The organism is Nonomuraea sp. NPDC049141 (assembly GCF_040648415.1).
In the GTDB taxonomy this organism is placed as follows: Bacteria; Actinomycetota; Actinomycetes; order Streptosporangiales; family Streptosporangiaceae; genus Nonomuraea.
In genome coordinates this window covers 1-20,633 of the sequence record NZ_JBEZDR010000020.1, presented here as the reverse complement: position 1 = coordinate 20,633, position 20,633 = coordinate 1, and the positions used below count along the sequence as shown (strand labels likewise).

Annotated in this window: 22 protein-coding genes and 1 pseudogene; 8 read left to right on the top strand and 15 right to left on the bottom strand. The window is 68.7% G+C overall.

The annotated features are described in order from the left end of the window. Nucleotides 1-122: 122 nt before the first annotated feature. The 4 genes from AB0B91_RS45060 to AB0B91_RS45045 all read right to left on the bottom strand — a co-directional run bounded on the left by AB0B91_RS45060 (nt 123) and on the right by AB0B91_RS45045 (nt 6,722). Nucleotides 123-2,984, bottom strand: coding sequence for a BTAD domain-containing putative transcriptional regulator (locus AB0B91_RS45060; protein WP_358334345.1), 2,862 nt, complete (start codon nt 2,982-2,984; stop codon nt 123-125). Between the two features lie 362 nt (nt 2,985-3,346). Next, nucleotides 3,347-4,585 carry a hypothetical protein gene (locus AB0B91_RS45055; protein ID WP_358334343.1) on the bottom strand — a complete coding sequence of 413 codons (1,239 nt, stop codon included), beginning with the start codon at nt 4,583-4,585 and terminating at the stop codon, nt 3,347-3,349. Nucleotides 4,586-4,635: 50 nt separating this feature from the next. Beyond that, nucleotides 4,636-6,042: a HAMP domain-containing sensor histidine kinase gene (locus AB0B91_RS45050; protein ID WP_358334340.1), complete on the bottom strand. Its 1,407-nt coding sequence runs from the start codon at nt 6,040-6,042 to the stop codon at nt 4,636-4,638. Further along, entirely contained in the window at nt 6,039-6,722 is a 684-nt protein-coding gene (locus AB0B91_RS45045; RefSeq protein ID WP_358334337.1) for a response regulator transcription factor, read from the bottom strand. Before AB0B91_RS45045 ends, AB0B91_RS45050 begins: the two co-directional genes overlap by 4 nt. Nucleotides 6,723-6,786: 64 nt before the next feature. On the opposite strand from AB0B91_RS45045, the gene AB0B91_RS45040 reads away from it, so the two are divergent. Continuing rightward, nucleotides 6,787-7,335: a GNAT family protein gene (locus AB0B91_RS45040; RefSeq protein ID WP_358334334.1), complete on the top strand. Its 549-nt coding sequence runs from the start codon at nt 6,787-6,789 to the stop codon at nt 7,333-7,335. A gap of 16 nt (nt 7,336-7,351) precedes the next feature. On the opposite strand, the gene AB0B91_RS45035 is transcribed toward AB0B91_RS45040, so the two are convergent. Further along, a complete protein-coding gene (locus tag AB0B91_RS45035; protein WP_358334331.1) occupies nt 7,352-7,963 on the bottom strand; it encodes a GNAT family N-acetyltransferase in 612 nt (203 codons plus the stop codon). 221 nt (nt 7,964-8,184) lie between these two features. On the opposite strand from AB0B91_RS45035, the gene AB0B91_RS45030 reads away from it, so the two are divergent. Beyond that, entirely contained in the window at nt 8,185-8,421 is a 237-nt protein-coding gene (locus AB0B91_RS45030) for a hypothetical protein (protein WP_358334329.1), read from the top strand. 21 nt (nt 8,422-8,442) lie between these two features. Here AB0B91_RS45030 and AB0B91_RS45025 read toward each other — a convergent pair whose 3' ends face one another. Together AB0B91_RS45025 and AB0B91_RS45020 are read right to left on the bottom strand one after the other, a co-directional pair. After that, nucleotides 8,443-11,568, bottom strand: coding sequence for a BTAD domain-containing putative transcriptional regulator (locus AB0B91_RS45025; protein WP_358334326.1), 3,126 nt, complete (start codon nt 11,566-11,568; stop codon nt 8,443-8,445). 92 nt (nt 11,569-11,660) lie between these two features. Then, on the bottom strand, nt 11,661-12,413 hold the full coding sequence (locus AB0B91_RS45020; protein ID WP_358334323.1) for a class I SAM-dependent methyltransferase: 753 nt from the start codon (nt 12,411-12,413) through the stop codon (nt 11,661-11,663). 182 nt (nt 12,414-12,595) lie between these two features. Here AB0B91_RS45020 and AB0B91_RS45015 point away from each other — a divergent pair, with 182 nt between their 5' ends. Further along, on the top strand, nt 12,596-13,333 hold the full coding sequence (locus AB0B91_RS45015) for an aminoglycoside phosphotransferase family protein (RefSeq protein ID WP_358334320.1): 738 nt from the start codon (nt 12,596-12,598) through the stop codon (nt 13,331-13,333). Between the two features lie 25 nt (nt 13,334-13,358). On the opposite strand, the gene AB0B91_RS45010 is transcribed toward AB0B91_RS45015, so the two are convergent. The 3 genes from AB0B91_RS45010 to AB0B91_RS45000 all read right to left on the bottom strand — a co-directional run bounded on the left by AB0B91_RS45010 (nt 13,359) and on the right by AB0B91_RS45000 (nt 14,826). Further along, nucleotides 13,359-14,135: a methyltransferase gene (locus AB0B91_RS45010; RefSeq protein WP_358334317.1), complete on the bottom strand. Its 777-nt coding sequence runs from the start codon at nt 14,133-14,135 to the stop codon at nt 13,359-13,361. A gap of 12 nt (nt 14,136-14,147) precedes the next feature. After that, nucleotides 14,148-14,435, bottom strand: coding sequence for a YciI family protein (locus tag AB0B91_RS45005; protein WP_358334314.1), 288 nt, complete (start codon nt 14,433-14,435; stop codon nt 14,148-14,150). 67 nt (nt 14,436-14,502) lie between these two features. Next, nucleotides 14,503-14,826 (bottom strand): hypothetical protein, encoded by a 324-nt coding sequence (locus AB0B91_RS45000; protein WP_358334311.1) that lies wholly within the window; start codon nt 14,824-14,826, stop codon nt 14,503-14,505. A gap of 63 nt (nt 14,827-14,889) precedes the next feature. Between AB0B91_RS45000 and AB0B91_RS44995 the strand changes: the two are divergent. Then, a pseudogene (locus AB0B91_RS44995) lies at nt 14,890-15,061 on the top strand (IS5/IS1182 family transposase); the annotation flags it as partial. Between the two features lie 125 nt (nt 15,062-15,186). Here AB0B91_RS44995 and AB0B91_RS44990 read toward each other — a convergent pair. The 3 genes from AB0B91_RS44990 to AB0B91_RS44980 all read right to left on the bottom strand — a co-directional run bounded on the left by AB0B91_RS44990 (nt 15,187) and on the right by AB0B91_RS44980 (nt 17,003). Continuing rightward, complete coding sequence (locus tag AB0B91_RS44990; protein ID WP_358334308.1) at nt 15,187-15,573, bottom strand: VOC family protein; 387 nt, start codon at nt 15,571-15,573, stop codon at nt 15,187-15,189. A 28-nt stretch (nt 15,574-15,601) separates the two neighbouring features. Next, the gene (locus AB0B91_RS44985; protein ID WP_358334305.1) at nt 15,602-15,850 is read right to left on the bottom strand and encodes a hypothetical protein; all 249 of its coding nucleotides are present in this window, start codon (nt 15,848-15,850) and stop codon (nt 15,602-15,604) included. Between the two features lie 175 nt (nt 15,851-16,025). Continuing rightward, nucleotides 16,026-17,003 (bottom strand): WYL domain-containing protein, encoded by a 978-nt coding sequence (locus AB0B91_RS44980; protein WP_358334302.1) that lies wholly within the window; start codon nt 17,001-17,003, stop codon nt 16,026-16,028. A 114-nt stretch (nt 17,004-17,117) separates the two neighbouring features. Here AB0B91_RS44980 and AB0B91_RS44975 point away from each other — a divergent pair, with 114 nt between their 5' ends. From AB0B91_RS44975 to AB0B91_RS44965, 3 genes are all read left to right on the top strand, one after another. Continuing rightward, nucleotides 17,118-17,513, top strand: a complete 396-nt coding sequence (locus tag AB0B91_RS44975) for a RidA family protein (RefSeq protein ID WP_358334299.1) — start codon at nt 17,118-17,120, stop codon at nt 17,511-17,513. A gap of 77 nt (nt 17,514-17,590) precedes the next feature. Further along, complete coding sequence (locus tag AB0B91_RS44970; RefSeq protein ID WP_358334296.1) at nt 17,591-17,911, top strand: DUF488 family protein; 321 nt, start codon at nt 17,591-17,593, stop codon at nt 17,909-17,911. Nucleotides 17,912-18,802: 891 nt separating this feature from the next. Next, entirely contained in the window at nt 18,803-18,964 is a 162-nt protein-coding gene (locus AB0B91_RS44965) for a pentapeptide repeat-containing protein (protein ID WP_358334986.1), read from the top strand. Between the two features lie 15 nt (nt 18,965-18,979). Here AB0B91_RS44965 and AB0B91_RS44960 read toward each other — a convergent pair whose 3' ends face one another. Further along, nucleotides 18,980-19,492 carry an RNA polymerase sigma factor gene (locus AB0B91_RS44960; RefSeq protein WP_358334293.1) on the bottom strand — a complete coding sequence of 171 codons (513 nt, stop codon included), beginning with the start codon at nt 19,490-19,492 and terminating at the stop codon, nt 18,980-18,982. A gap of 243 nt (nt 19,493-19,735) precedes the next feature. On the opposite strand from AB0B91_RS44960, the gene AB0B91_RS44955 reads away from it, so the two are divergent. Next, the gene (locus AB0B91_RS44955; RefSeq protein WP_358334291.1) at nt 19,736-20,209 is read left to right on the top strand and encodes a carboxymuconolactone decarboxylase family protein; all 474 of its coding nucleotides are present in this window, start codon (nt 19,736-19,738) and stop codon (nt 20,207-20,209) included. A 257-nt stretch (nt 20,210-20,466) separates the two neighbouring features. On the opposite strand, the gene AB0B91_RS44950 is transcribed toward AB0B91_RS44955, so the two are convergent. Further along, a partial coding sequence (locus tag AB0B91_RS44950; protein WP_358334983.1) for a zinc ribbon domain-containing protein occupies nt 20,467-20,633 on the bottom strand: 167 nt, incomplete at its 5' end.

The following is a 20,633-nucleotide window of genomic DNA, read 5'->3' as shown; positions in this document are numbered from 1 at the left end:
AAACAGGCAATCGCCGGAACATTCATTGCTCTGCTCGCCTTCGCGATCGCCGGGCCGGTCGCGGCCGACACGGCTTTTTCCCCGACGGCGGTCCAGTGTGACCCGCCGTGGGGTTTCTTCTGCTAAGGCACCGCCCGTGCAATGTCCGCAAGTCCCTCCTGAGCGCGAGCGGCGCCCTCTTCGTCGCTGAGCGCGAGAAAGAGCGCCCGGGCCGCCGTATAGTCGGCGACCGCCAGCGCCAGCTCTCCGAATTTCACGTACTCCGAGGCCAAGGCGCATCTCGCCTTGGCCTCAATGCGTCGCTCCCCGGCGATCTGGGCCAGCTCACAGGCTTCGAGCAGGCTGAGGAACCCGGCGTCCCGCTTGCCCTGGCCGACCTGCAATACGCCCAGATCCACCAGGACGAACGCGGTCCCGACGTGGTGAACGACGGAGCGGATGATCCGCAACGCGTTCTCGAACCCGATCTCGGCCGCGTCGAGATTGCCCACGTGCGCGTCGAGGACGGCCAGACTGTGCAGGATCTGCGCCTCCAGGCCGCGGTTGCCCGCCGTATGGGCGAGCAGCCTGGCCTTCTCCAGGTAGACGCGGGCCGTCCAGTCGGCGTGCCGGTCCAGGAAGATCTTGGCCATCCCGTGTACGGCCCCCGCCTCGCTCGCCCGGTCACCCACCGCGGCCAGCAGCGCGGCGGCCTTCGCGTACGTCTCCTCCGCCCCGGCCAGATCACCCGCGCTCCTGCGGATGGCGGCGACGTCGCTCAACGCCAGTCCCTCGCCCCCGGCGTCCCCGAGGAGCCGGAACAGGGCCGCCGCTCGGTCGAGGAGCTTTCTCGCCTCGCCCCGATCGTGATGGATGACGGCCCGGTGGCCCTGGGAGTAGAGCATGGCGGCCCCACCGCGCAGGTCTCCTGCCTGCCGGACGACCTCCAAGGCGCGATCGGTGAGCGTACGCCACAACTCGAAGTGGCCACCCGCCTCCAGCAGGGGGAACAGGGCCAGCGCGAGCTCCCAGCAGTACTCCGCCCGGCCGAGCTCGGCGGCCTGGTGCACCGCGGCCGCGATCCGCGCGGCCTGGGATTCCAGCCAGGCGGGTGCCCAGTCGGGTGGCAGCGTGTGGAGCGCGGCCCCGCGCGGCTCCCAGCGGCGGGCGCCACCCCGCACGATGCCCCAGTGCCCGCCGCGGATGGCGACGTAGGCGCCGTCGCTCAGGCTGAGCAGCGCGCCGAAGGACCGGTCGAGCGCCGCGATCCGCTCCGCGGGTGAGTCCTCCTTGAGCGCCCGCGCGTGGCCGAGCGCCAGGACGAGGTCATGACAGGTGTAGAGGGCGCCCTCGTGCGACCGTTCGCCGGTCGGGGACAGGAAGCCCGCCTCGCCGAGCTGGTCGAGGCGCTCCTCGGCGGCCAGGAGCGAGACGCCGGCCAGGGCGGCGGCCATCCAGGCGGACACCTCGCGCTGGCCCGACAGGCCGATACGTCTCAGCAGCGAGCGCGTCTCGCTGTCCAGCGTGCCGTAGGCCCACTCGAGCACCGGCTCGACCTCGCTCAGCTCGGTGAGTATCCGTTCCCGGTCGGCGAGCCGGGCGGCCACCTTGCTGATCTGCCACATGGGCCTGGCCGCCAGCCGGGAGCCGACGATGGCCAGGGCGAGCGGCAGCCCGAAGCAGAGTTCGATGACGCGATTGACCGCCTCCGGCTCGGCGGACATCCGCTCGGTTCCGGCGCACTGGGTCAGCAGCGCCCTGGCGTCGTCCAGTTCGAAGGGCAGGAGCGGGATCAGGGTGACGCCGTGGAACTGGGCGGCGCTGGCCCGGCTGGTCACGATCACCGCGCAGCCGGAACTCCCGGGCAGGAGCGAGGCGATCTGCTGGGCGTCCACCGCGTCGTCCAGGACGATCAGCAGGCTCTTGTCGGCGACCACGGACCGGAACATCTCGGACCGCTCCTCCATGTCCGCGGGAACGGCCGCGCCGCCCGTCCCCAGGGCGCGCAGGAACCTGGCCAGGACCTCGTGCGGCCTGGCCGGCCGCGGCCCCGTACCGCCGAGGTTGGCGAACAGCTGGCCGTCGGGATAGTCCCCTTTGAGGGCGTGCGCGACCTCCAGCGCCACGGTCGTCTTGCCGATCCCGCCATGCCCGACGACGACCACCACGGGCAGGTGCCTGCGCCGCTGCGGGGTCAGCGCGAGCATCGCCTGCTTCACCTCGGCGCCCCGGCCGATCATCGACGGCAGGCCCGGGGGCAGTTGCTGGGGGGCGAGCACGACCTCATGCCAGTGGTGCAGGGCGGAGTCCTGCTGAAGGATCTGCGCGTACAGCCGCTGCAGCTCCGGCGCCGGATCCACGCCCAGCTCGTCGATCAGCCGGTTGCGCAGCTCGACGTAGGTGCGCAACGCCTCAGGTCCGCGCTGTGAGTGGTAGAGGGCGAGCATGAGCTGGGCGGCGAAGCGTTCGCGCATCGGGTGGACCGCTGTCAGCAGGTGCAGCTCAGGGATGAGCTCCGCGTAGCGGCCCAGGGCCAGCTCGGCCTCGATGCGCTCTTCCAGCGCGGCCAGGCGCAACTCTTCCCATCTGCGGGCCACCGTCTGGAAGACCTCGCCCTCGAACCCGGCCAGCGCGGGGCCGCGCCACAGCTCCAGCGCCCGGCACAGCTCGGCGGCGGCCTCACCGGTCCGGCCGGCGCGCGCCGCCGCACGCCCCCGGCCGACCAGCCCGTCGAAGACGTGCGCGTCGACGGCCTCGGGCTCGGCGAACAGCGCGTAACCGTCGACGCTCCGCTGGATCGACCCGGCACCGAGCAGACCGCGCAGCCGCTTGACGGCGCCGTGGATCTGGGTGGACGCTGTCTTGCGCGGCGAGTCGCCGTAGAGGGCGTCAATGAGCTGGTCTTTGGAGACCGCCTCGCCGGGGGCAAGAAGGAGGCGGGCGAGCACGGTGCGGTCCCGCATCCCGGCGACGGGGACCTCGGTGTCATCACGTCGGACAATCAATGGGCCCAGGATTCCGTATGTCAAGACTGGAACCATCAGCCGCTCCATCTCGTCATGAGGGCCACTGTAAACGTTATCTAACTTTCTGAGAACGTTTACCGTGATTCCCGTACATAACAATTGGCTGGGAGATTTGGGCGGCCGATTCAGGCTCCTGATATCGGTAGGTGGATTTGCCAGGTGGAATTCAACGGCACTGCGTCGCCTGCCCGTGACCGGCTGTTCATTGATTTCGGGTTGACCGCTTGAAGATTTGACTGGTTGACCTTTTGACGGGACAACTGGTTGTAGCGAATGGTAACTCTGGGCGGCAATTCTCCCGTCCTTATCAATGGACGCATACTCCCGCCGCCGGCCGTGACTCAGCAGTCCGCGGGACCCTCCGAGGTGAGCGCGGCCAGCGAGCAGACCTTCGTGACGGGGTAGTACTCACCCATGACGGCCGCGGCGGAGGCGGGATCGCCGTCCTCCGGCACGTTCTGCACGGCCTCGGCGAAGCCGGCGTCCACGACCATGTTGCGGAGGATGATCCGATGCGTCGCCGCGGGCCGGGCGGCCGAGAACGGCAGGAACGTCACCCCGGGCACCTGCTCGATCGCCTCCCGCTGCGACTCCCCGCCGACCACGTAGCTGTAGCGGCCGTCGGAGTCGAGCCCGGTGTGGTCGTCGGCGCGGCATCCGTAGTCGGACGTGCCGTCGGGCAGCGGGTTCACCACGACCTGGTACGGGGGCAGGGTCAGGTTCGTGCACATGGACCAGTAGCGCACGTCCTTGCCCAGGGCCGGCCAGGGGGCCGGGTGCGAGCCCTGGGCGTTGTGCGGGGCCTTGCCGCGGATGACGACGACCCGGCCGCCGACGGGTGGGGTGACGTCGGCGTAGAGATAGGCGGAGTCCCCGTTCGGGAAGCCGCCGGTCGGACGGTCGGCGGGGTCCGCGCGGGCGAACGCGGCCGCGGCTCGCGTGGCCACGGCCGTGCCTTTCGCTGGTGGGGTGGCGACGCTGGTCGTGGGCTGCGGATCGTCGCAGGCGGGTACGGGCTGCGAGACGCCGTCGCGCTCGAAGGTGACGGCGGGGAGTCGCACCTGGCTGAAGTCCCCGTCGGCGGGGAGGTAGACGCGGTAGACGATGTTCCCCGTGGCCCCTACTGAGGTGCCGGGCGGGGCCAGCGGCAGCGTGTTGACCTGCCCCGGAGCCGCATCGGCGGCCACCGTGAGCGTGTAGTGGCCGCCGGGGGTCGCCTGCTGCTGCCAGGGGTTGACGCTGCCCGCGTCCGGCTGGATGCGGTGGTCGGTGAGCGACGATGGGACGCCGTTCGACTCGAACAGGCCGCCGCCCTCCTTGTACACCTGGACAGAGGCGTACCGGCTGTCGGGGTACTCGCCGGACAGCGTGATCCGTAACCCCTCCTGCACGGTGAACGGCAGCACCCAGTACGTGGCGGCGGAGTCGGGGTAGAAGACGTTGCGCGTGTCGGCGGAGACCTTGACCTCCCATGCGCAGTCGGGCGTCACCGGCGGAGTGGCCGCGGCGGCGTGCTGCGGAAACGTGACGAGGAGGGTGGCGGTGGCCATGAGGGCGGCACCCAGTCTTGGTGTGATCATGCGAGGCATGGTGACGATGCTTCTTGGCAGATCTCTGGCAGGCGGGCGGTCTATTCCAGCCAGGACCGCGCGGATGCCGGCGCTTGCCGGCCGGTCAAGGGGAGACGTACTTCGGCGCGCGTTCCCGGACCGTCGAGGGAAGCGCTCAGCGTGGCGGTGCCGCCGTGGAGCGTCGCCTGCTGCCGCACCAGCGTGAGGCCGAGCCCGGAGCCCGGGCTGCCGGAGCGGCGGCGGAAGCGGGCGAACATCGCATCGCGGTCCTGCGGCACCACCCCCGAGCCCGCGTCCTGAACGGCGAGGATGACCTCCTCCCCCACGTCCAGGCTCACGCTGATCGCCGCCCGGCCGGACCCGTCGGCGCCGTGGACGGCGGCGTTGTCGAGCAGGTTGTCGGCGACCATGCGCAGCCCCTCCGCCCAGCCGCGTACGCGCACTTTGTCCGCCAGACGGGCCGTGATCGTGGCGTGCGGGTGACGGTGCCGCGCGTCCTCGACCGCGTCGTTGACGATCTCGGTCAGATCGGTGTCCGCGAAGGCGCCGGGGTCGAGCAGCTCACCGCGCGCGAGCCGGCGCAGCATCGTGATGAGCCGCTGGATGCGGCCTTGTTCGGCGGCGAGGTCGGCGATGATCTCGGCGCGGTCCGCGGGGTCCAGTTCGGGGTGGTCCAGGAGGGTGAGGTTGGTGCCCATGCTGGTGAGCGGGGTGCGGAGCTCGTGCGCGGCGGTGGCCGCGAAGGCGCGGGCGGTCTCCAGGGCCTCGCCGGTACGGGTCACGGCCGCGTCGCGCCGGTCCAGGAGATCGTTCAGGAGGCGGGCCAGCTCGTCGATCTCGGCGACACCTGCCGTGGTCGCCAGGCGCGTCTGCCGGTCCGGCGGCCGTTGCCGCCTGTCGATCGTCCGTGCCTGGCTGCCAAGCCTCGACAGCGGACGTACCGCGAACCTGCCCAGCAGCAACCCGGCCACCGCGCCCACTCCGGCCGCGACGAGCGTGACGGATATCAGCCGGTTGCGGAGCACCGCGATCTGGTCGCCGAGGCGTTCCTCCGGATCGAAGAGGATCAGCCGCGCGGTCCCCCGCCGCACGTCGGCGGCCACGAACCGCCAGCGCCGCTCCCCCTCGACATGATCGGCAGGCCCGGCGCCGGCCGGCAGCGTACCCGGAACATCCCCGATGACCAGCAGTTTCTTCTCCTGCTCCGCGACGCAGACCCCGCCCGTGCTGGCGGCCGCGGTCAGCCGCTGCTGAAGCAGGTCGGGCGGGATGGCGGGCAGTATGCGGGTCCGCACCGTGAACGTCGCCGCCAGCGGGGTCAGCGCCCGCAGCCGCGCCGTGAGCTGGTCGTCTCGCTCAGCGCGCAGATCCTGCGAGACCAGCCCCAGCAAGACCAGCCCCGCCAGCGCGACCAGCAGCGGAACCGCGACAGCGAGGCAGAGCGCGAACCGGGTGGACAGCTTCACTGCTGTACTTCCCGCAGTACGAACCCCACCCCGCGCACCGTGTGCAGCATGCGCGGCTCGCCATCCGCTTCCAGCTTGCGCCGCAGGTATCCGACGAACGTGTCCACCGCGTTGCCGGTCACCTCGAAGTCATAGCCCCAGACACGCTCCAGCAGCACCGACCGGGACAACACGATGCCCGCGTTACGCGCCAGCACCTCCAGCAGGTCGAACTCACGCCGCGTCACCTCGACCTCACGACCGCGTAAGGTGACCCGGCGCGCGTCAGGCTCGACGACCAGCGCTCCGACGCGCACCACCGCCCCCGGAGCACATCCGGCACGGCGTAACAGAGCGCGCAGGCGGAGCACCAGCTCACCCAGATCGAACGGCTTGACGACGTAGTCGTCGGCGCCCACCGCCAGCCCGGCCTTCCGGTCGGCCACCTCATCCATGGCCGACAGCATCAACACCGGCACCTGCGACCCAGCCCCACGCAACCGGCTGCACACCTCGATGCCCGACATTTCCGGCATGGACACGTCGAGGATGATCGCATCGGGCCGGCCCTCCACCCGCTCCAGCGCCTGCCGCCCCGACTCGGCGGTGTCCACGGCGAACCCCTCCAGTCGCAGGCCGCGCCGGAGCGAGCGCAGGATGGCCTGATCGTCGTCCACCGCCAGGATCCGGTACGCGGTCATCGCCGCAGTCTATTCGGCACCCGCCATTCCGCCCCGAAATCACCTCCGGTGGCATGATGCGAGAATGGCCAACCCGCTCGTCGTTCCCGAACTCCGCGCCGGCGAGAAATTCTTCCTTCGCCCATGGCGGCTGGATGATGTCGCGGTGGTGCGCGAGGCTTCCGAAGACGCGTACATCCCGCTGATCACCGGCGTGCCGCCGAATTATTCGGACGCGGAGGGCGCCGCCTTCATCGGGCGCCAGTGGAGCAAGGCCGCCGACGGAGTCGGGTACTCCTTCGCGATCGCGAACGCCACCGACGACCGAGCCGTGGGCCAGATCGGGTTGTGGCCCGGCCCTCATGGCCGGGCGTCGGTGGGTTACTGGGTCGCGAAGTCGGCCCGGGGTCAGGGGGTCGCGTGTACGGCCTTGCGGGCGATCTCGTCCTGGGGCCTGGAAGGGCTGAGGATTCCCCGGCTGCAGTTACACGTGGAGCCGTGGAATGCACCGTCGTGGAAGGCCGCCGAGCGGGCGGGGTTCGTTCGCGAGGGCCTCTTGCGTAGCTGGCAGGAGGTGGGGGGCGAGCGTCGGGACATGTATCTGTATTCGAAGCTCATCAGCGATGGGGCATGAGCTGATCGCCACTCATTCAACGAACGGGCTGGCTTGGATGTGGAGCGCTCGGAACAATGCCGGCCATGCTGTTGGTGATGGCCCACCGTTCGTGATCCCGCCAGGCGCCATCGATGAACAGCAAGTCGGGCGAGTAACCCTCGGAGCGGAACCCGTGGCGTTGAACCAGCTTCAGAGAAGCGTGGTTGCCGGGCTGGATCTGGGCTTCCAGCCGGTGAAGGCGCAAGTGCTCGAACGCGTACCGCAGCACCAGGCCGACTCCTTCGGACATGTACCCTCGGCCGGCGGAGGGAGCGAAGGCCGCATAGCCCAGTGAGCCGGACTGGAACCGCCCCCGGATGATGCTGTTGATGTTGATGTTGCCCGCTGCGGCTCCGGTGTCACGCACACAGACCAGCAGGGCTTCAGCGGACTGAGGGTCGTCGAACTTCCCGAGGAAGTTGCGGAAGTCCTGCGGTGTGCTGGGCAAGGACATCCACGGTTGGTGCAGGTCGGCACTGGCACGCACCAACTCGATGAACTCGTCTTGATCGTCGATGGTGAGGCGGCGCAAGGTCACGCGGGAGGAATCTCCCCCAAGGCCGGTCAGAGCCTGCTCGGCCGCTTCGACACTACCGTTCTGATTCACGGCCCAAAGGGTAGCTGAACAGAGACCGACCCCTCTTCCTCTCCCTGCCCCCGACGGAAAGACACGATCAGAGAGAGAAAGAGGGACTGCGAACACCACCGTGGCGTTCCGAAATGCTACGAGACCGCTCTTCCGTTCTTCTTCCGTTCCGGTTCCGGCTCCGTACTGATGGGCGAGCGAAGGAGAAGATTTACGGAAGCCCTGACTGCGACACTTTTCGCATGAGGAACAAGATCATGAGTGCGGTGGTCGCAGCGGCCGCCCTGACGATGACCGCGACGCTCGGCACCGCGGCCTCCGCGAGCGCGGACGTGGCGACGACCAAGGCCGGCCACATCAAGAGCGTTCACAAGACCTACGCGCAGTGCCAGAAAGCGGGCTTCAAGTATTCCGGGGACCAGGAATACTGGGAATGCGAATGGGACAGCCCGTTCTGGGCGCTCTGGGTCCTGAAGTGACCCGCGGTCACCTGTAGGTGCTTACATCGCGTCCACCAGCAGCGGCGCGAGCTTCTCCGTACATGATGCGTGTCCGATCTGCCGGCACAGTCGCAAGGCCTGGTCGGCCTTGCGCGCCGCCGCCTCGCGGTTGCCGCGCCGCTGTTCCAGCCCGGCCAGCTCCGTCAGGGCGGCCAGCTCCGGCAGCCGGTACGCGTTCTCGGACGCGATGGCATGCCCCCGCAGCGCGTGGCGGAGGGCACCCTCGTGGTCGCCTTGGGCGTCGTGCAGCCGGGCACGGGCGAGCAGCCCGTACGCCCGATGCCAGGGCAGGCCGCCTGTGCTGATGAGTTCTTCGGCCAGGTCGAGACTGTCGGAGGCCTCTGTCGTCAGACCGAGGCGGATTCCGGCATCGGCCAGGGCGACCAGCGCCGCCGCCTCCACCAGCCGGTCACCCTGGCTGTGGCACACGTCGAGCGCTCGCAGCGCCTCGTCCCGCGACTGCGCCCACCGGCCGTTCTCCCAGTGCAGCCGGCTGATCCAGATCTGCGACGTGGCCGCGCCGTGGCCGCCTATCGAGACGATCAGGGCGACCGACTGCCGAAGGCAGGTCTCCGCTTCGCCGTACCGGCCCTGGTCGAGGAGTACGGCACCCAACTCCCGCAGGCCGGCTCCCTCGGCGTGGGACAGACTGTGGCGCCGGCTCAACGTGACCGCCTGCCTGCAGTATTCCTCGGCCAGAACGAGCCGGCCCAACTGGTGGTACTGGTTGCCGAGCGCGTTGAGGGCCAGGATGTGCCCGGGCACCGAGCCGAGCTCGCCGAAGAGCTGCGTGGCCCGGACGTTGTCGGCCATCGCTTCGGCGAGGTGGCCGGTCCACGCGTGCGCGAAGCTCAGCCCCATCCGGGCCGCCGCCTCGCCCTTCAGCTCGCCGCTGTCGCGGGCGATGCGGACGGCCTGTTCCAGGTGCCCGACGGCCTCCTCACGGCGGCCGATCCGGAACAGGCCCTCGCCCATGCCGGTGTGCAGCATGGCGGTCACGCCCGGCACATCGTGGGCGGAGGCGGCCGCCAGCAGGGTCGGCGCGATCTCCATCCACTCACCGATACGCCCGGTGCGGGCGCAGATGGCGCGAACCATGTCGGCCAGGCGCCAGACCCCCGGGCCGGGCTCACGCTCGACCGCGTGCGTCAGCGCGGCCATCAGATTGATGACGTCGGCCGCCTCGGGGAGCGACTGCTCCCGGGCGTCCGTATGCGGCTGGGGACCGGGGAGCAGGAACTCGCCGGGCGCGCACTGGGCGGCGACGGTGGCGCCCAGTTCCAGGTAGTGGTCGAACAGGCGATGCCATGCCGACGCACATTCGGGGTCACGCCCGGCTTCCGCCACGGCGTAGAGCCGGACGAGGTCATGGAAGCGGTACCGGTCGGTGAGGTGATGTTCGAGCAGGTGGGCCGCGGCCAAGGACTTGAGCGAGGCACGCGCCGTGTCCGGAGACAGGCCGGTGGCCGCCGTCGCGGCCGCCACGGTGACATCGGGGCCGGGCACGAGCCCGAGCAGACGGAAGACCCGCTGCTCGACGGGGGCGAGCACGCGATAGGAGGCGGAGAAGGCGAGGGTGATGGCGTTGTGCTCGGTGCCGTCCACGGTGAGTCCCGTCAGCAGGTTGCCGGCGGCCAGCTCCGCCGCGACCGCCGTGGTGCCGCCGTCGGGCCGGGTGGCGGCGTTCGCGGCGGCGATGCGCAGCGCGAGCGGTAACCCGCCGCACGCACGGACCAGCTCTCCCCGCGCGTCCGACTCGGCCGGGTCGGCCGCCGGCCCGAGTACGCCGTCCAGCAGCGCCCGGCCGTCCTCGTCGAAGAGCGGGCCGAGCGAGTGCTGCCTGACACCCGCGTACGCCACCAGCTCGCCGAGCCGGTGCCTGCTGGTCACCAGCGCCACGCCGGTCGGGGGCAGGAGCTGCTCGATCTGGGCCGCTGAGCGGGCGTTGTCCAGGACCAGCAGGAACGAGTGCCCCGCCAGCAGCGAACGGTAGACACCGAGCTGGGTCTCGAACCCGCCCGGCACCCGTTCGGGATCGACGCCGAGCGAGACCAGTAGCCGGGTCAGCGCGGCGGTCGTGGTCAGCGGCTCGTGGTCCGGATCATAACCACGAAGGTCGATGTAGAGCTGGCCGTCGGGGAAGCGCTCCTTGACCCGGTGGGCCCAGTGCAACGCGAGGGCCGTCTTGCCCATGCCCGCGGTGCCGCTCAGCACGCACACGCCGTCGCCGCCGCCCAGGCACTCGTCCAGCCACGCCAGCTCCGCCTCGCGGGCGGCGAACCCGGGCACGTCCCTGGGTAATTCGGCCGGCCGCGCGACAAGGGGTGCCACCGGTCCGCGTTGCGGCGTCGGCTGCGCGGCCCTCTGTGTGTCTGGCCCCGGGACGTCCGGTTCGTCCTCCAAGAGCCGCTGGTGCAACTCGCGTAGAGGCCGGCCGGGCTCGATGCCCAGTTCGTCGACCAGCCGCTGTCTCGCGTCCCGGTACACGGCCAGCGCCTCGGCGCGACGTTCGCACCGGTGCAGTGCCAGCATGAGCTGTCCCAGTAGCTGCTCGCGCAGCGAGTGCTCGACCACCGCGGCGTGAAGTTCGCCGAGAATTTCGGCGTGCCGCCCGGACGCCAGCTCCGCGTCGTACAACTCCTCCAGGGCGCAGATCCGCCTGTCCTCGAGGCCCGGGCGTTCCTGGTCGATGAGCGTGGCGCTGGTCCCCGCCAGCGCGGGCCCGCACCACAGTCCCGCACCGGCACGCAGCCGCGCCACGGCGTCGGCGTGCCGCCCCTCCTCGGCGTCGGCGCGCGCGGCTGTTCTGTACCGCTCGAACAACTGCAGGTCGACCTCGTCCGCGCCGGCCTGGATGCGGTAGCCGGCGCCGACGCGGCTGATGCGCTCCTTGCCGACCAGCGCCCGCAGCTCGTGTACGTACACCTGCAAGCGCGCGACCGCCGTGCGCGGCGCCCACTCGCCCCAGACCAGAGCGACGAGCCGGTCGTCCGACACCGTGTGGTTCGCATGGAGCAGGAGCGCGGCCAGCACGGTCCGCTGCTTCGGCGAGCCCAGCGCGATCGGCCCGTCAGGCCCATGGACCGACACCGGCCCGAGAAGCGTGAACCGTGCTTCCGACTCCATGTGTCCCCTTCGCGTCCCTCGGTTACCCCGACCGATGCTAGCGAGCGAAGATCGCGCTGATGAGCGGCTTGGGAATACGGAAGGAATCGCCCTTAGCGACTAGGCAGTTCGGCTTCGATGAGGAAGCGATGATCGCGAGTAGCGAAAGCACCCTCGGAACAGATGCGCTCATGAAGAGCACGTAACGGCCGGTCGTAGCGATTGCGATCGAAGTCGCGAACCTGCCAAGGAACGGCACGTAACTGGAAGACGACTGCGCCGATGTCGTGAAAGACGTACTCGACCATCTCCTCACGCGCGTCCAGCACGCGCAGCCCGCAGTGGCGGAGGCGGTCGACTGCGACGGCCAATGTCCAGCTCTCTGGATCGATTGGGGGCGGCGCACCCAGGGCGACGTTCAGGTCCAACCCGTTACGGCTGCCGACCTGCTGCGTGAGCAGTCGGCCATGAGGAACGAGAACTCGGGCGACTTCGGCCGCGTTCAGCGCACCGTGCCTGTTGAGCACCAGGTCGAAGGTGGTGTCGCGGATGGGGATGTGCTCGGCGGTCCCACCCAAGACCGGCACCCTCAACGGCCTCAGCCGCTCGCCGGCGATGGGGATGTTGGGTTGCCATCTCTCCATGGCGACCGTGGAAGGCGGAAGTGGGGATAGGGAAGCCAGGACCTCACCACCGCCGGTATCCATGTCGAGCACCCGCCGCGCCGTTGGAAGCAGCGACAGGGCTCGCTCGGTGTACACCCACGACGGATTTCCACCGTTCACTCGGCCGCGCAGCCAGTTGAAGTCCCATCCGCGGACGGATGCCTGGACGGCTTGCTCGACGAGCACGTCATAGCTCAGCACCTGGTCACGGTAATGAGGATCGGGAGCATGAGCCACTCGATTATGGAACGCCTTTCATCCTGAGTAGCGGCCTGTCTCGATGGCGTGATGGCCCGCACGATCGGGGTGTTGCGGTGCGGGACGCGGCCGCACGCGATAAACCCGGTGACGTCGACGATCATCCCCGGGGATACTGGTCGCCCATGGATGAGGTCAAAGTGGTCGTCGCTCATTCCGAGCGCGCGACCCTGCGCGTCGGCGACGTGTTCCTGAAGGTGGACGCCGATCAGGCGCGCATTGACGTCGAGGTCGAGGCGATGGCCCTGGCGCCGGTCCCGACCCCGAAGGTCCTGTGGCACAAGCCGCCGGTGCTCGCGATCGCCGCAGTCCCGGGGACAGCGCTCGGCCGCCTCGGCGAGCCGTCGACCGCGTCCCCGGCGGCGTGGGCCGCGGCGGGCGCCGCCATCCGGAGGTTGCACAACGCGCCGCTGCCGCCATGGCCCGGCCGGAGCCTCGACGACATCGCGGCGGACCTCGACGTCCAATGCGAGTGGCTCATCACCAACGGCGTCCTTCCTGCCGAGCTGGTCACGCGCAACCGCCAGGTCGCCGAGGCCGCGCTCCGGCCGTGGGCTCCGGTATTCACGCACGGCGACCTGCAGCTCGATCACGTGTTCGTCGACGGCGACGGGATCACGGGCATCATCGACTGGTCCGAGGCGAGCCAAGGTGATGCCCTGTTCGACCTCGCCATCTTGACACTCGGACACGAGGAGCACCTCGGCGACGTCGTCGCCGGCTATGGCACCGACGTCGACCTCGACGTGATCCGCGCGTGGTGGTCGCTGCGAAGCCTGCTGGTGGTTCGCTGGCTGGTCGAGCACGGCTTCGACCCGTTCGCGCCGGGCTGTGAGATCGACGTGCTGAGATCCCGGATGTGAGGCACGACCACGAGTGCCGTGGAAGTCAAGCCTTGGCTCGGCTGCGACCCACCAGGTGGAAGACCCGGCTGAGCCGGCGATAAGGGTCCCGGCGGCTGGCTCGCAGTTCGACGGCCGCCACGGCCGAGACCTCCTCGGTCACCGCGAGGTCCATCCAGTCGGCGAAGAGCCATACGCCGTACCAGGCCACCGGTTCTACGTCGTTAACTCGGAACAGCTCGGACAGTTCCTCGACGGTGTCCGCCCGGGTCTCGACACCAAGGACCCCTTGTTCACCCTTGGATTCGAAGGCCGCCAGCGCGTCAGCCCATCGGCGCTCCAGTGCGGGGCGGATCGCCAGGGTCTTGGCGTTCAGCGCCATCACCGACACGATTCCACCAGGGGCCGCGCAGCTGGACAGCGAGGTGATGAGCGGGCCGGGGTCGTCGACGTACATGAGAACGCCGTGGCAGAGCACAGCCTCGAAGCGCCGGCCACCGGTCGCCTCGGCGGCGTCCTCACCACGGGCTTGCACCAACCGAACGCGGTCGCGCACCTCCGGGGCTTCGGATGCCAGCCTCTGCTCAGCTTTGGCCAGCATCGTCGGGGAGGAGTCGAGGAGGGTCACCTCATAGCCGGCCCGGGCCAATGGGAACGACTGATGGCCCGCCCCTCCCCCCACATCCAAGACAGCTCCTGGCGGCTCAATGAGGTGCTCCATCAACTGCTGATGGAGAACGTAGGTACGGACCTGCCCCTTCACTGACGCGTATGCCCCGTCCACGAACTGGTCGGCAAGGGAAGCCCAGACGTCATCGCTCACAAGGCATCTCCTCTAACCCTTGAGGCTCTCCAGACCGGTTGCGACCAGCAACGGCGTGAACTCCACGACACTGTGCGCGGCGACGCCGTTGAGGACATACGGATCGGTGGCGAGAATCGAGTCAAGCTCTTCGGCGGGCATCTCCGAGGCGAGATAGACGCCGCCGGTCAGGGGAACCCGGCGCCCGGCGACGAGAAACAGCCGTCGTGAAATGAGATCGTTCAGCCAGTCGCCGTGGGCCGGCCGCCACTGATCCACTTCATCCAGCGCTGCTGTGTAGGTCACTGTGACAACGAACATGCCTGAATTGTGACAGCTGAGGAACGAGAGAGATCAACCGTCTCTGGCGGTCGTGTCTGGAACCGGATCAGAAGCCGGTGGTGATGGAGTAAAACCACCAGTAGGCGAGTAGCGCCATCAAGAGCAGAGTGGCGGCAAAGATCCCCAACATGATTCCGAGGAATCTGCCACCTGGACCCCGAAACCTCAAGAAGGCTCCACCGAGCGCTCCGAGCACGGGTAGTCCGACCAGGATGAGCACCGGAACAAAAAGCTCCCGCAGGCCGAACTCGCTGACCTCGATCACGACGCGGCGAACCGGCATGATCATAAAGACCACGCTCAGCAAAGCGAGAACGTAGGCGAGGGGCTTATAGGTCTGCCCGTTGGCAAGTAAGGGATCGGCGGTCATAGCAACTGGATGCTGGCACCGCTGTGGTGGAGCGTCAAGATCAGTGAACCCTTTTCCGGCTCCACCCCGTACAAAGGCAAGAACAAACCCGAGTCCCTCAGGCGGGCCAACCGCGCCCACGCCAAACTCCGCGGCCCCGGCGAACGCGCAACTGAAGAGCTGGAAGATCCTCCGCAACCTGCAGCTCTCCAGGGCCGGCCACCAGTGCAAAGCCATCGCCGTCCTTCAAAACCACCGCGGGACCGGCACTGCGCGGGTTGGGCCAGGGGCTGCTGGTGGTGTGCGGCAGCGCGTACGAGTTCGCGAACGCCCTGACCCGCGAGGTCCTCTACGCCCCACCCTGGTCTACCAGCGGGAGGCTCAGGGCCAGGTCTTGGCCTCGGACTCGAACACCGCGCGGTCGCTCTCCACGGGCAGCACGCACATGAGATGACCGCCGGGGGCGCGCAGGGTGCGGCACTCCTGCCACCGCGTCACCTCACTCGCGCCCAGGGCGAGCAGGCGCCGGGTCTCTGCCTCGACGTCGTCGGTCTCGATGTCCACGTGGAAGCGGGGCGCGTCGTCGACCGACTGCACGGCCACGAGCGGACCGGGCTCGGGCAAGGCGCCGTGCAGGGAGATGAACTGCTCTTCGGAGGGCAGCGGGCGAGCCGTGGCCCCCAGCGCCGCGGCCCAGAAGGCGGCCGCAGCCTCGGCCTCCGCCGTGGGGGTGTCGATCAGGAGGGCGTAGACACGACTGCGATGCATGGTGATCATGCTAAGCGAGAAGACGGCGTCACCAGGGATCGCGACGACGTTGTTCCCTCCGCACATCGTGAGCCGATCGCGGCGGCAGGTCGGGGGGCTCCGGATCGGAGAAGACCAAGCGGTCGAAGAGAATGGAGCCCACCACGAGGATGGCCACCACGGCGAAAAGCACATACGGCAGTGACTCCGGCACGGAGATCACCACCGTCAGAGCAACCAGCCCAAGGACCAGAACCGCCACGAAGGCAAGGCCGAGCTTCCGCAGTCTTTCCTTCACGCAACCCCCCGGTAAGAGTGAACGCTCGGCGGAGCGCTTCCTAGAAGTATTCGTCGGGAACCGCCACGGCGGATGAGGTCGCAGGCCCGGTGGCGCCGTGAGATCCCGCGCACCGAGCACCACTTCCCTCGAAGGATCTGTGAGTCTGGTGGTGGCCCGCAGAAGGCGACAACTCTCAGGATGGCACTCCGTAGCGGGTGGCGATCGCGGCGGCGCGGTTGCGCAGCGAGTCGCGCAACCACTGCGGGGACAGGGCTTCCGCGTTCGTGGTGAGCTGCCACAGCGCCCATACGGCGTGTCTCGCATCTTGGAAGGTCACCTCCAGCCGCAGCCAGCCGTCTGGGTCGGCTTCTTCGGCGAGGACGGCCAGCGCGGTGCCCACCAGGTCCTCCCGCCGCGCCGGGTTCACTCGTACCAGCACGGTGACTTGGTCGTCGCCGCCGCTCCGAAACTGCGTGCTGCGTTCCTGCCAGGCCCGGTCCAGATCGACCCGGTCTGGTCGCTGTGCGGGTTCGGCGAGTTCCTTGGCGGCCAAGACCCGGGACAGCCGGTAGGTGCGGTCCTCGCCAGACCTCATGGCCAGCAAGTAGCCCCGGTCTCGTATGGTGACCAGGCCGATCGGGTCCACCGTGCGCCACTTCGGGGTCTGGTCCACAGCCGCGTAGTGGATCTGCAGCTTGTGTCCGGCGAACACCGCGCGCAGGACCTCGGCCGCTATGGCGTCGGGCACCTCCTCATCGACCAGCCGACGCGAGAGGAGATCGGTCTCCGGGTCGATGAGCAATCGCTCGGCCGCGCCGGCCGCGGTGTCCCGATAGCTCTCGGGTAGCGCGTCAACCACCTTGAGCATCGCCGAAGCGAGCGCCGAGCCGAGGCCGAATGCCTGGGCGCCGCGCCGCGATCCGGCGACCAGCAGGGCAAGGGCCTCGTCGGGGTTCAGTCCGGTGAGCTCGGTCCGGAAACCAGGCAACAACGCGAAACCGCCGTGCCGGCCGCGTTCGGCGTAGACCGGGACGCCGGCTGCCGACAGCGCCTCGATGTCGCGCAGCACGGTGCGGGTGGATACCTCCAGCTCGCGGGCCAGCGCGGTCGCGGACAGCCGACCGTGCTGTCGCAGCAGCAGCACCAGCGAGACCAACCGGTCGGCGCGCATACGAAAACCCTATCGAAATACACGACACAGGATGTCGTGATTTGTTGGGAGGCTCAGCAGCGCGCCCAGATGGACGTACGCAATGTCGACGAATCGAATGGAGCTGATGTGGCAATGGAGCGAACTGCGGTCAACCCGTGGGCGTGGTCGGTGAACCTCGGGTACAACCAGGGTGAGATCGTCTCTGGGCACACCCGGACCCTGTACTGCTCGGGGCAGACCGCGATGAGCGGCGACGGCAAGCCCCAGCATGCCGATGACCTGGCGGCGCAGTTGGCGCTGAGCCTCGACAACCTGGAGGCCGTGCTCGGCGAGGCCGGCATGTCCCTCGCGAACCTCGTCCGGCTCAACGTCTACACCACCGACGTCGATCGGCTCTTCGAGCACTACGGCGTGCTGGCGTCGCGGTTGGGCGCCGCTGGGGTGGCACCGTCCACCACGATGCTCGGAGTGACACGGCTGGCGATCCCCGACCTGATGGTCGAGCTTGAGGGAACCGCCGTCGCGTGATGTGACCACGCCGCCTCCGGCAGGGCTGCCGGAGGCGGCACGAGTAGTAGGCAGGTGGGTGATTTCCGGTGCTCAGGGTGGTGACAATCGGCGTCTATGGCGGGGTCGGCAAGCGCTCGCGCCGCGAACTCGCTGCCGAGTACACCCGCCGCTACACCACCGAGATCCTCGACCGCGCCGACCTCACGCCGATCGTGTCGGCGCTGCCGAGCAGTGGGACCGCAGCGCTGCTCTGTGTCGAGCGCGACCCCGAGGCCTGCCACCGATCGTTGATCGCCCAGCGACTGACCGAGCGGCACCACGTCACCATCGAGCACTGTTTCAGTACGTGCCCTCGCATCCAGAGCGGCAGCCGGGCGGCACCACAGGGCGAGTATCGGTCCAGCTCGCCATTTTGATGATCCTTACATGAAACGCTGTGCCCTCGGGCAGGCCAGGCATGGGACCCACTCCCTGGACGGCCAGCGGCTCTCCGTTCTCCCTGTCGATGACGAGCTGGGTCCAGACAACACCTTGCGGGGTGGGAAACTGCAGGACCACCCCTCGACGGTCGATCACGTCAGGTACGCGATCCGTCACACTCACGCCTGGCAGCGCGGCCAGCATCCGGTAACCCGCCGCACGCGTCCCAGGAGTGGCCGGGGTCTCGGTGACAAGCCTGATGCCCACTTCCATCAGCCACTGCTCCCGGCTCAGATCGGAGTTAGGCGGGTAGTCCTCCAGCAGCCGAGTCCGCAACGCGGTGGCCTCCTTCGGCAGGTCAAGGAGATCCTTAAGCGTCAGGTCGGGGCCGTTCGCGAGCTTCAGCGCTTCATCGAGCGACCGGCTCGCGTAGAAGCGCTTCTTGGAGTCGCAACCGCGCCCTGGGCATAGCTTGTGCGATCCAGCCTTTTTCCACGCCTGCTCCGCTGCCGAGCCGTATGGTCTGGTCGACACGGCTTCGTACCAGGTGTACCGGTGCCCGTCACGTCCGATGACCAGCACGTCGTCACCGCGTAGCTCGACCATGTCGACTTCAGCGTCTTTGGTCCGCACGAGTTCCTGGGTTTTCAACCACCAGTAGCGGCCCGTGGCCGGTTGCTGGGCGGCGAGTCTGTCGGCTGCCGCGTTGAGCTCCTGTCTGGGGGAGGTCACGGCCGCCTTCTCGCTCGGCCTGGGTATCGCGACCATCACGATCGTGATCACGAGGACGACGGCCACCGCGGCCAGCACCGTCCCGATCAGCCCGTGGGTGGTTCGCCGGGCGCCGGGCGGTCGGCGAACGAGTCCCGCCTTTCTCGAAGGCAAGGCTGCTCTCGAACGCAAGGCTTTCGAACGCAAGGCTTTCGAACGCAAGGCTTTCGAACGCGAGGCGCCACCGGAGTTCGACGCCGCGTTCAAGACGCGGGCTCGTACAGCGGCGATCTGCTCAGGGGAGGCAGGCGGGACAGCCGGCATCACCTCTTCGATGAACTGGAACTCCCTCCTCACACCTCCACCCCCAGCGTGTTGCGCAATTTCGTCCTGGCCCTGCTCAGCCGTGATGCCACGGTCCCCTCAGCGATTCCCAGCGCGGCCGCCACCTCGGGATAGCTCAGCGCTCCGTAAGCCACGAGCAGGACCGCGTCACGTTCGCCAGGCGAGAGGTCCGCCAGCGCCTGGGCGAGCCGGTCCACCGCCACCCCCGCTGCGAGCCGATCCACCACGCGCTCGTCGTGCCCCACGTCGTCAGGCGGAGGCCCAGACCTGGCCAGCGCGCGGTAACGGCGCAACTCCGCGCGCCGGTACCGGCTGATGAGATTCGTCGCGATGCCGTACAACCACGGCCGCATACCACCCAGCGAGGCATCGAACAGCTCGCGCTGCTGGAACGCGATAAGGAAGGTCTCGGCCGCGAGGTCCTCCGCCATATCCAGGCCGATCCGGCTGGCGATATAGCGGCGGATCTCCTCGTAATGGGCATCGAACACCGCTTCAAACGTGTCAGGGGCAAGGATCACTCAACGGCTCCCGGATCAGGCCAACATCTCTTCTTGCCCGATGCCGCCCCATCCTTCCCAACAATCTCGTGAACGATGTTCGCCTACGCGGCGCCGCTGCTGGTCGGCTCGCCCCTGCCCGCCTACGCCAACCCGCCGGAGTGGCGGTGCGAGGGAGACGCACATCACATTCGTTCGTGTCACATCTCCCCACGCGATTCCGTCGGACATGTGTAACCACCGGCAACGGCAGAGGAATCAACCATGGATGCACGTCTGAACGTCTTCGGCAACCCGATCGCAGGCAAGGTCCTGAAGCACATCGTCTCGGCGGACAAGGTCCTCTCGGACTCGACGCTGCCCGCCGCGACGCAGGAACTGGTGAAGATCCGCGCCAGTCAGATCAACGGCTGCGGCTTCTGCACCGACATGCACACCAAGGACGCCGCCCACGCCGGGGAGACCTCGGTACGCCTCAACCTGGTCGCGGCCTGGCGGGAGGCCACGGTGTTCACCGAGGCCGAGCGCGCCGCCCTGGAGCTGACGGAGCAGGGCACCCGTATCGCCGACGCGGCCGGTGGCGTCACGGACGAGGCCTGGGCGAACGCCGCAAAGCACTACGACGAGGACCAGCTCGCCGCCCTGGTGGGCCTCATCGCGCTCATCAACGCCTTCAACCGGCTGAACGTCATCATCCAGCAGCCCGCCGGCGACTACCAGCCCGGCCAGTTCGGATAACGAGCGGTATCTGGCCGGTGGAAGTGGGGCCGCCTGACGCAGCACCACACACGCCCCAGGCACCGCTCACCGGCGCCTGGGGCGTTGTTCTGGTACGCCAGGGTCCGATTGATCTCCGGGACAGTCAGCCGCACAGCTGACCAGTACGGCCATGACCAGGCACGAGGTGGTGCAGGACGGCGGTTGTCAGCTTCTCGGCCGTAAACGACCGAGCTTGCAGTTCCTCGCCGTCGATGGCTTCGACGGTCCGGTCCGCGTCAGGCAGCGTGACTCACTGCCCAGCCCGTCTCACCGCGTGCGGCGATGTTGCGGGCTGCGTTGACGTCTGCGTGCTCAGCGAAGCCGCACGACGTACACGAGAAAGAGGCTTGATCGAGCCGGTTCTTGCGGTCCACATGCCCACACGACGAGCACTGCTGGGAGG

Bases quoted from the DNA above. Each gene is read 5' to 3' on its own strand.
- AB0B91_RS45040 (WP_358334334.1), top strand. From the start codon at position 6,787: ATGGCCAACCCGCTCGTCGTTCCCGAACTCCGCGCCGGCGAGAAATTC.
- AB0B91_RS44990 (WP_358334308.1), bottom strand. From the start codon at position 15,573: ATGCATCGCAGTCGTGTCTACGCCCTCCTGATCGACACCCCCACGGCG.
- AB0B91_RS45030 (WP_358334329.1), top strand. From the start codon at position 8,185: ATGAGGAACAAGATCATGAGTGCGGTGGTCGCAGCGGCCGCCCTGACG.
- AB0B91_RS44955 (WP_358334291.1), top strand. From the start codon at position 19,736: ATGGATGCACGTCTGAACGTCTTCGGCAACCCGATCGCAGGCAAGGTC.
- AB0B91_RS45005 (WP_358334314.1), bottom strand. From the start codon at position 14,435: ATGTTCGTTGTCACAGTGACCTACACAGCAGCGCTGGATGAAGTGGAT.
- AB0B91_RS45055 (WP_358334343.1), bottom strand. From the start codon at position 4,585: ATGATCACACCAAGACTGGGTGCCGCCCTCATGGCCACCGCCACCCTC.
- AB0B91_RS45045 (WP_358334337.1), bottom strand. From the start codon at position 6,722: ATGACCGCGTACCGGATCCTGGCGGTGGACGACGATCAGGCCATCCTG.
- AB0B91_RS44980 (WP_358334302.1), bottom strand. From the start codon at position 17,003: ATGCGCGCCGACCGGTTGGTCTCGCTGGTGCTGCTGCTGCGACAGCAC.
- AB0B91_RS44975 (WP_358334299.1), top strand. From the start codon at position 17,118: ATGGAGCGAACTGCGGTCAACCCGTGGGCGTGGTCGGTGAACCTCGGG.
- AB0B91_RS45000 (WP_358334311.1), bottom strand. From the start codon at position 14,826: ATGACCGCCGATCCCTTACTTGCCAACGGGCAGACCTATAAGCCCCTC.
- AB0B91_RS45025 (WP_358334326.1), bottom strand. From the start codon at position 11,568: ATGGAGTCGGAAGCACGGTTCACGCTTCTCGGGCCGGTGTCGGTCCAT.
- AB0B91_RS45015 (WP_358334320.1), top strand. From the start codon at position 12,596: ATGGATGAGGTCAAAGTGGTCGTCGCTCATTCCGAGCGCGCGACCCTG.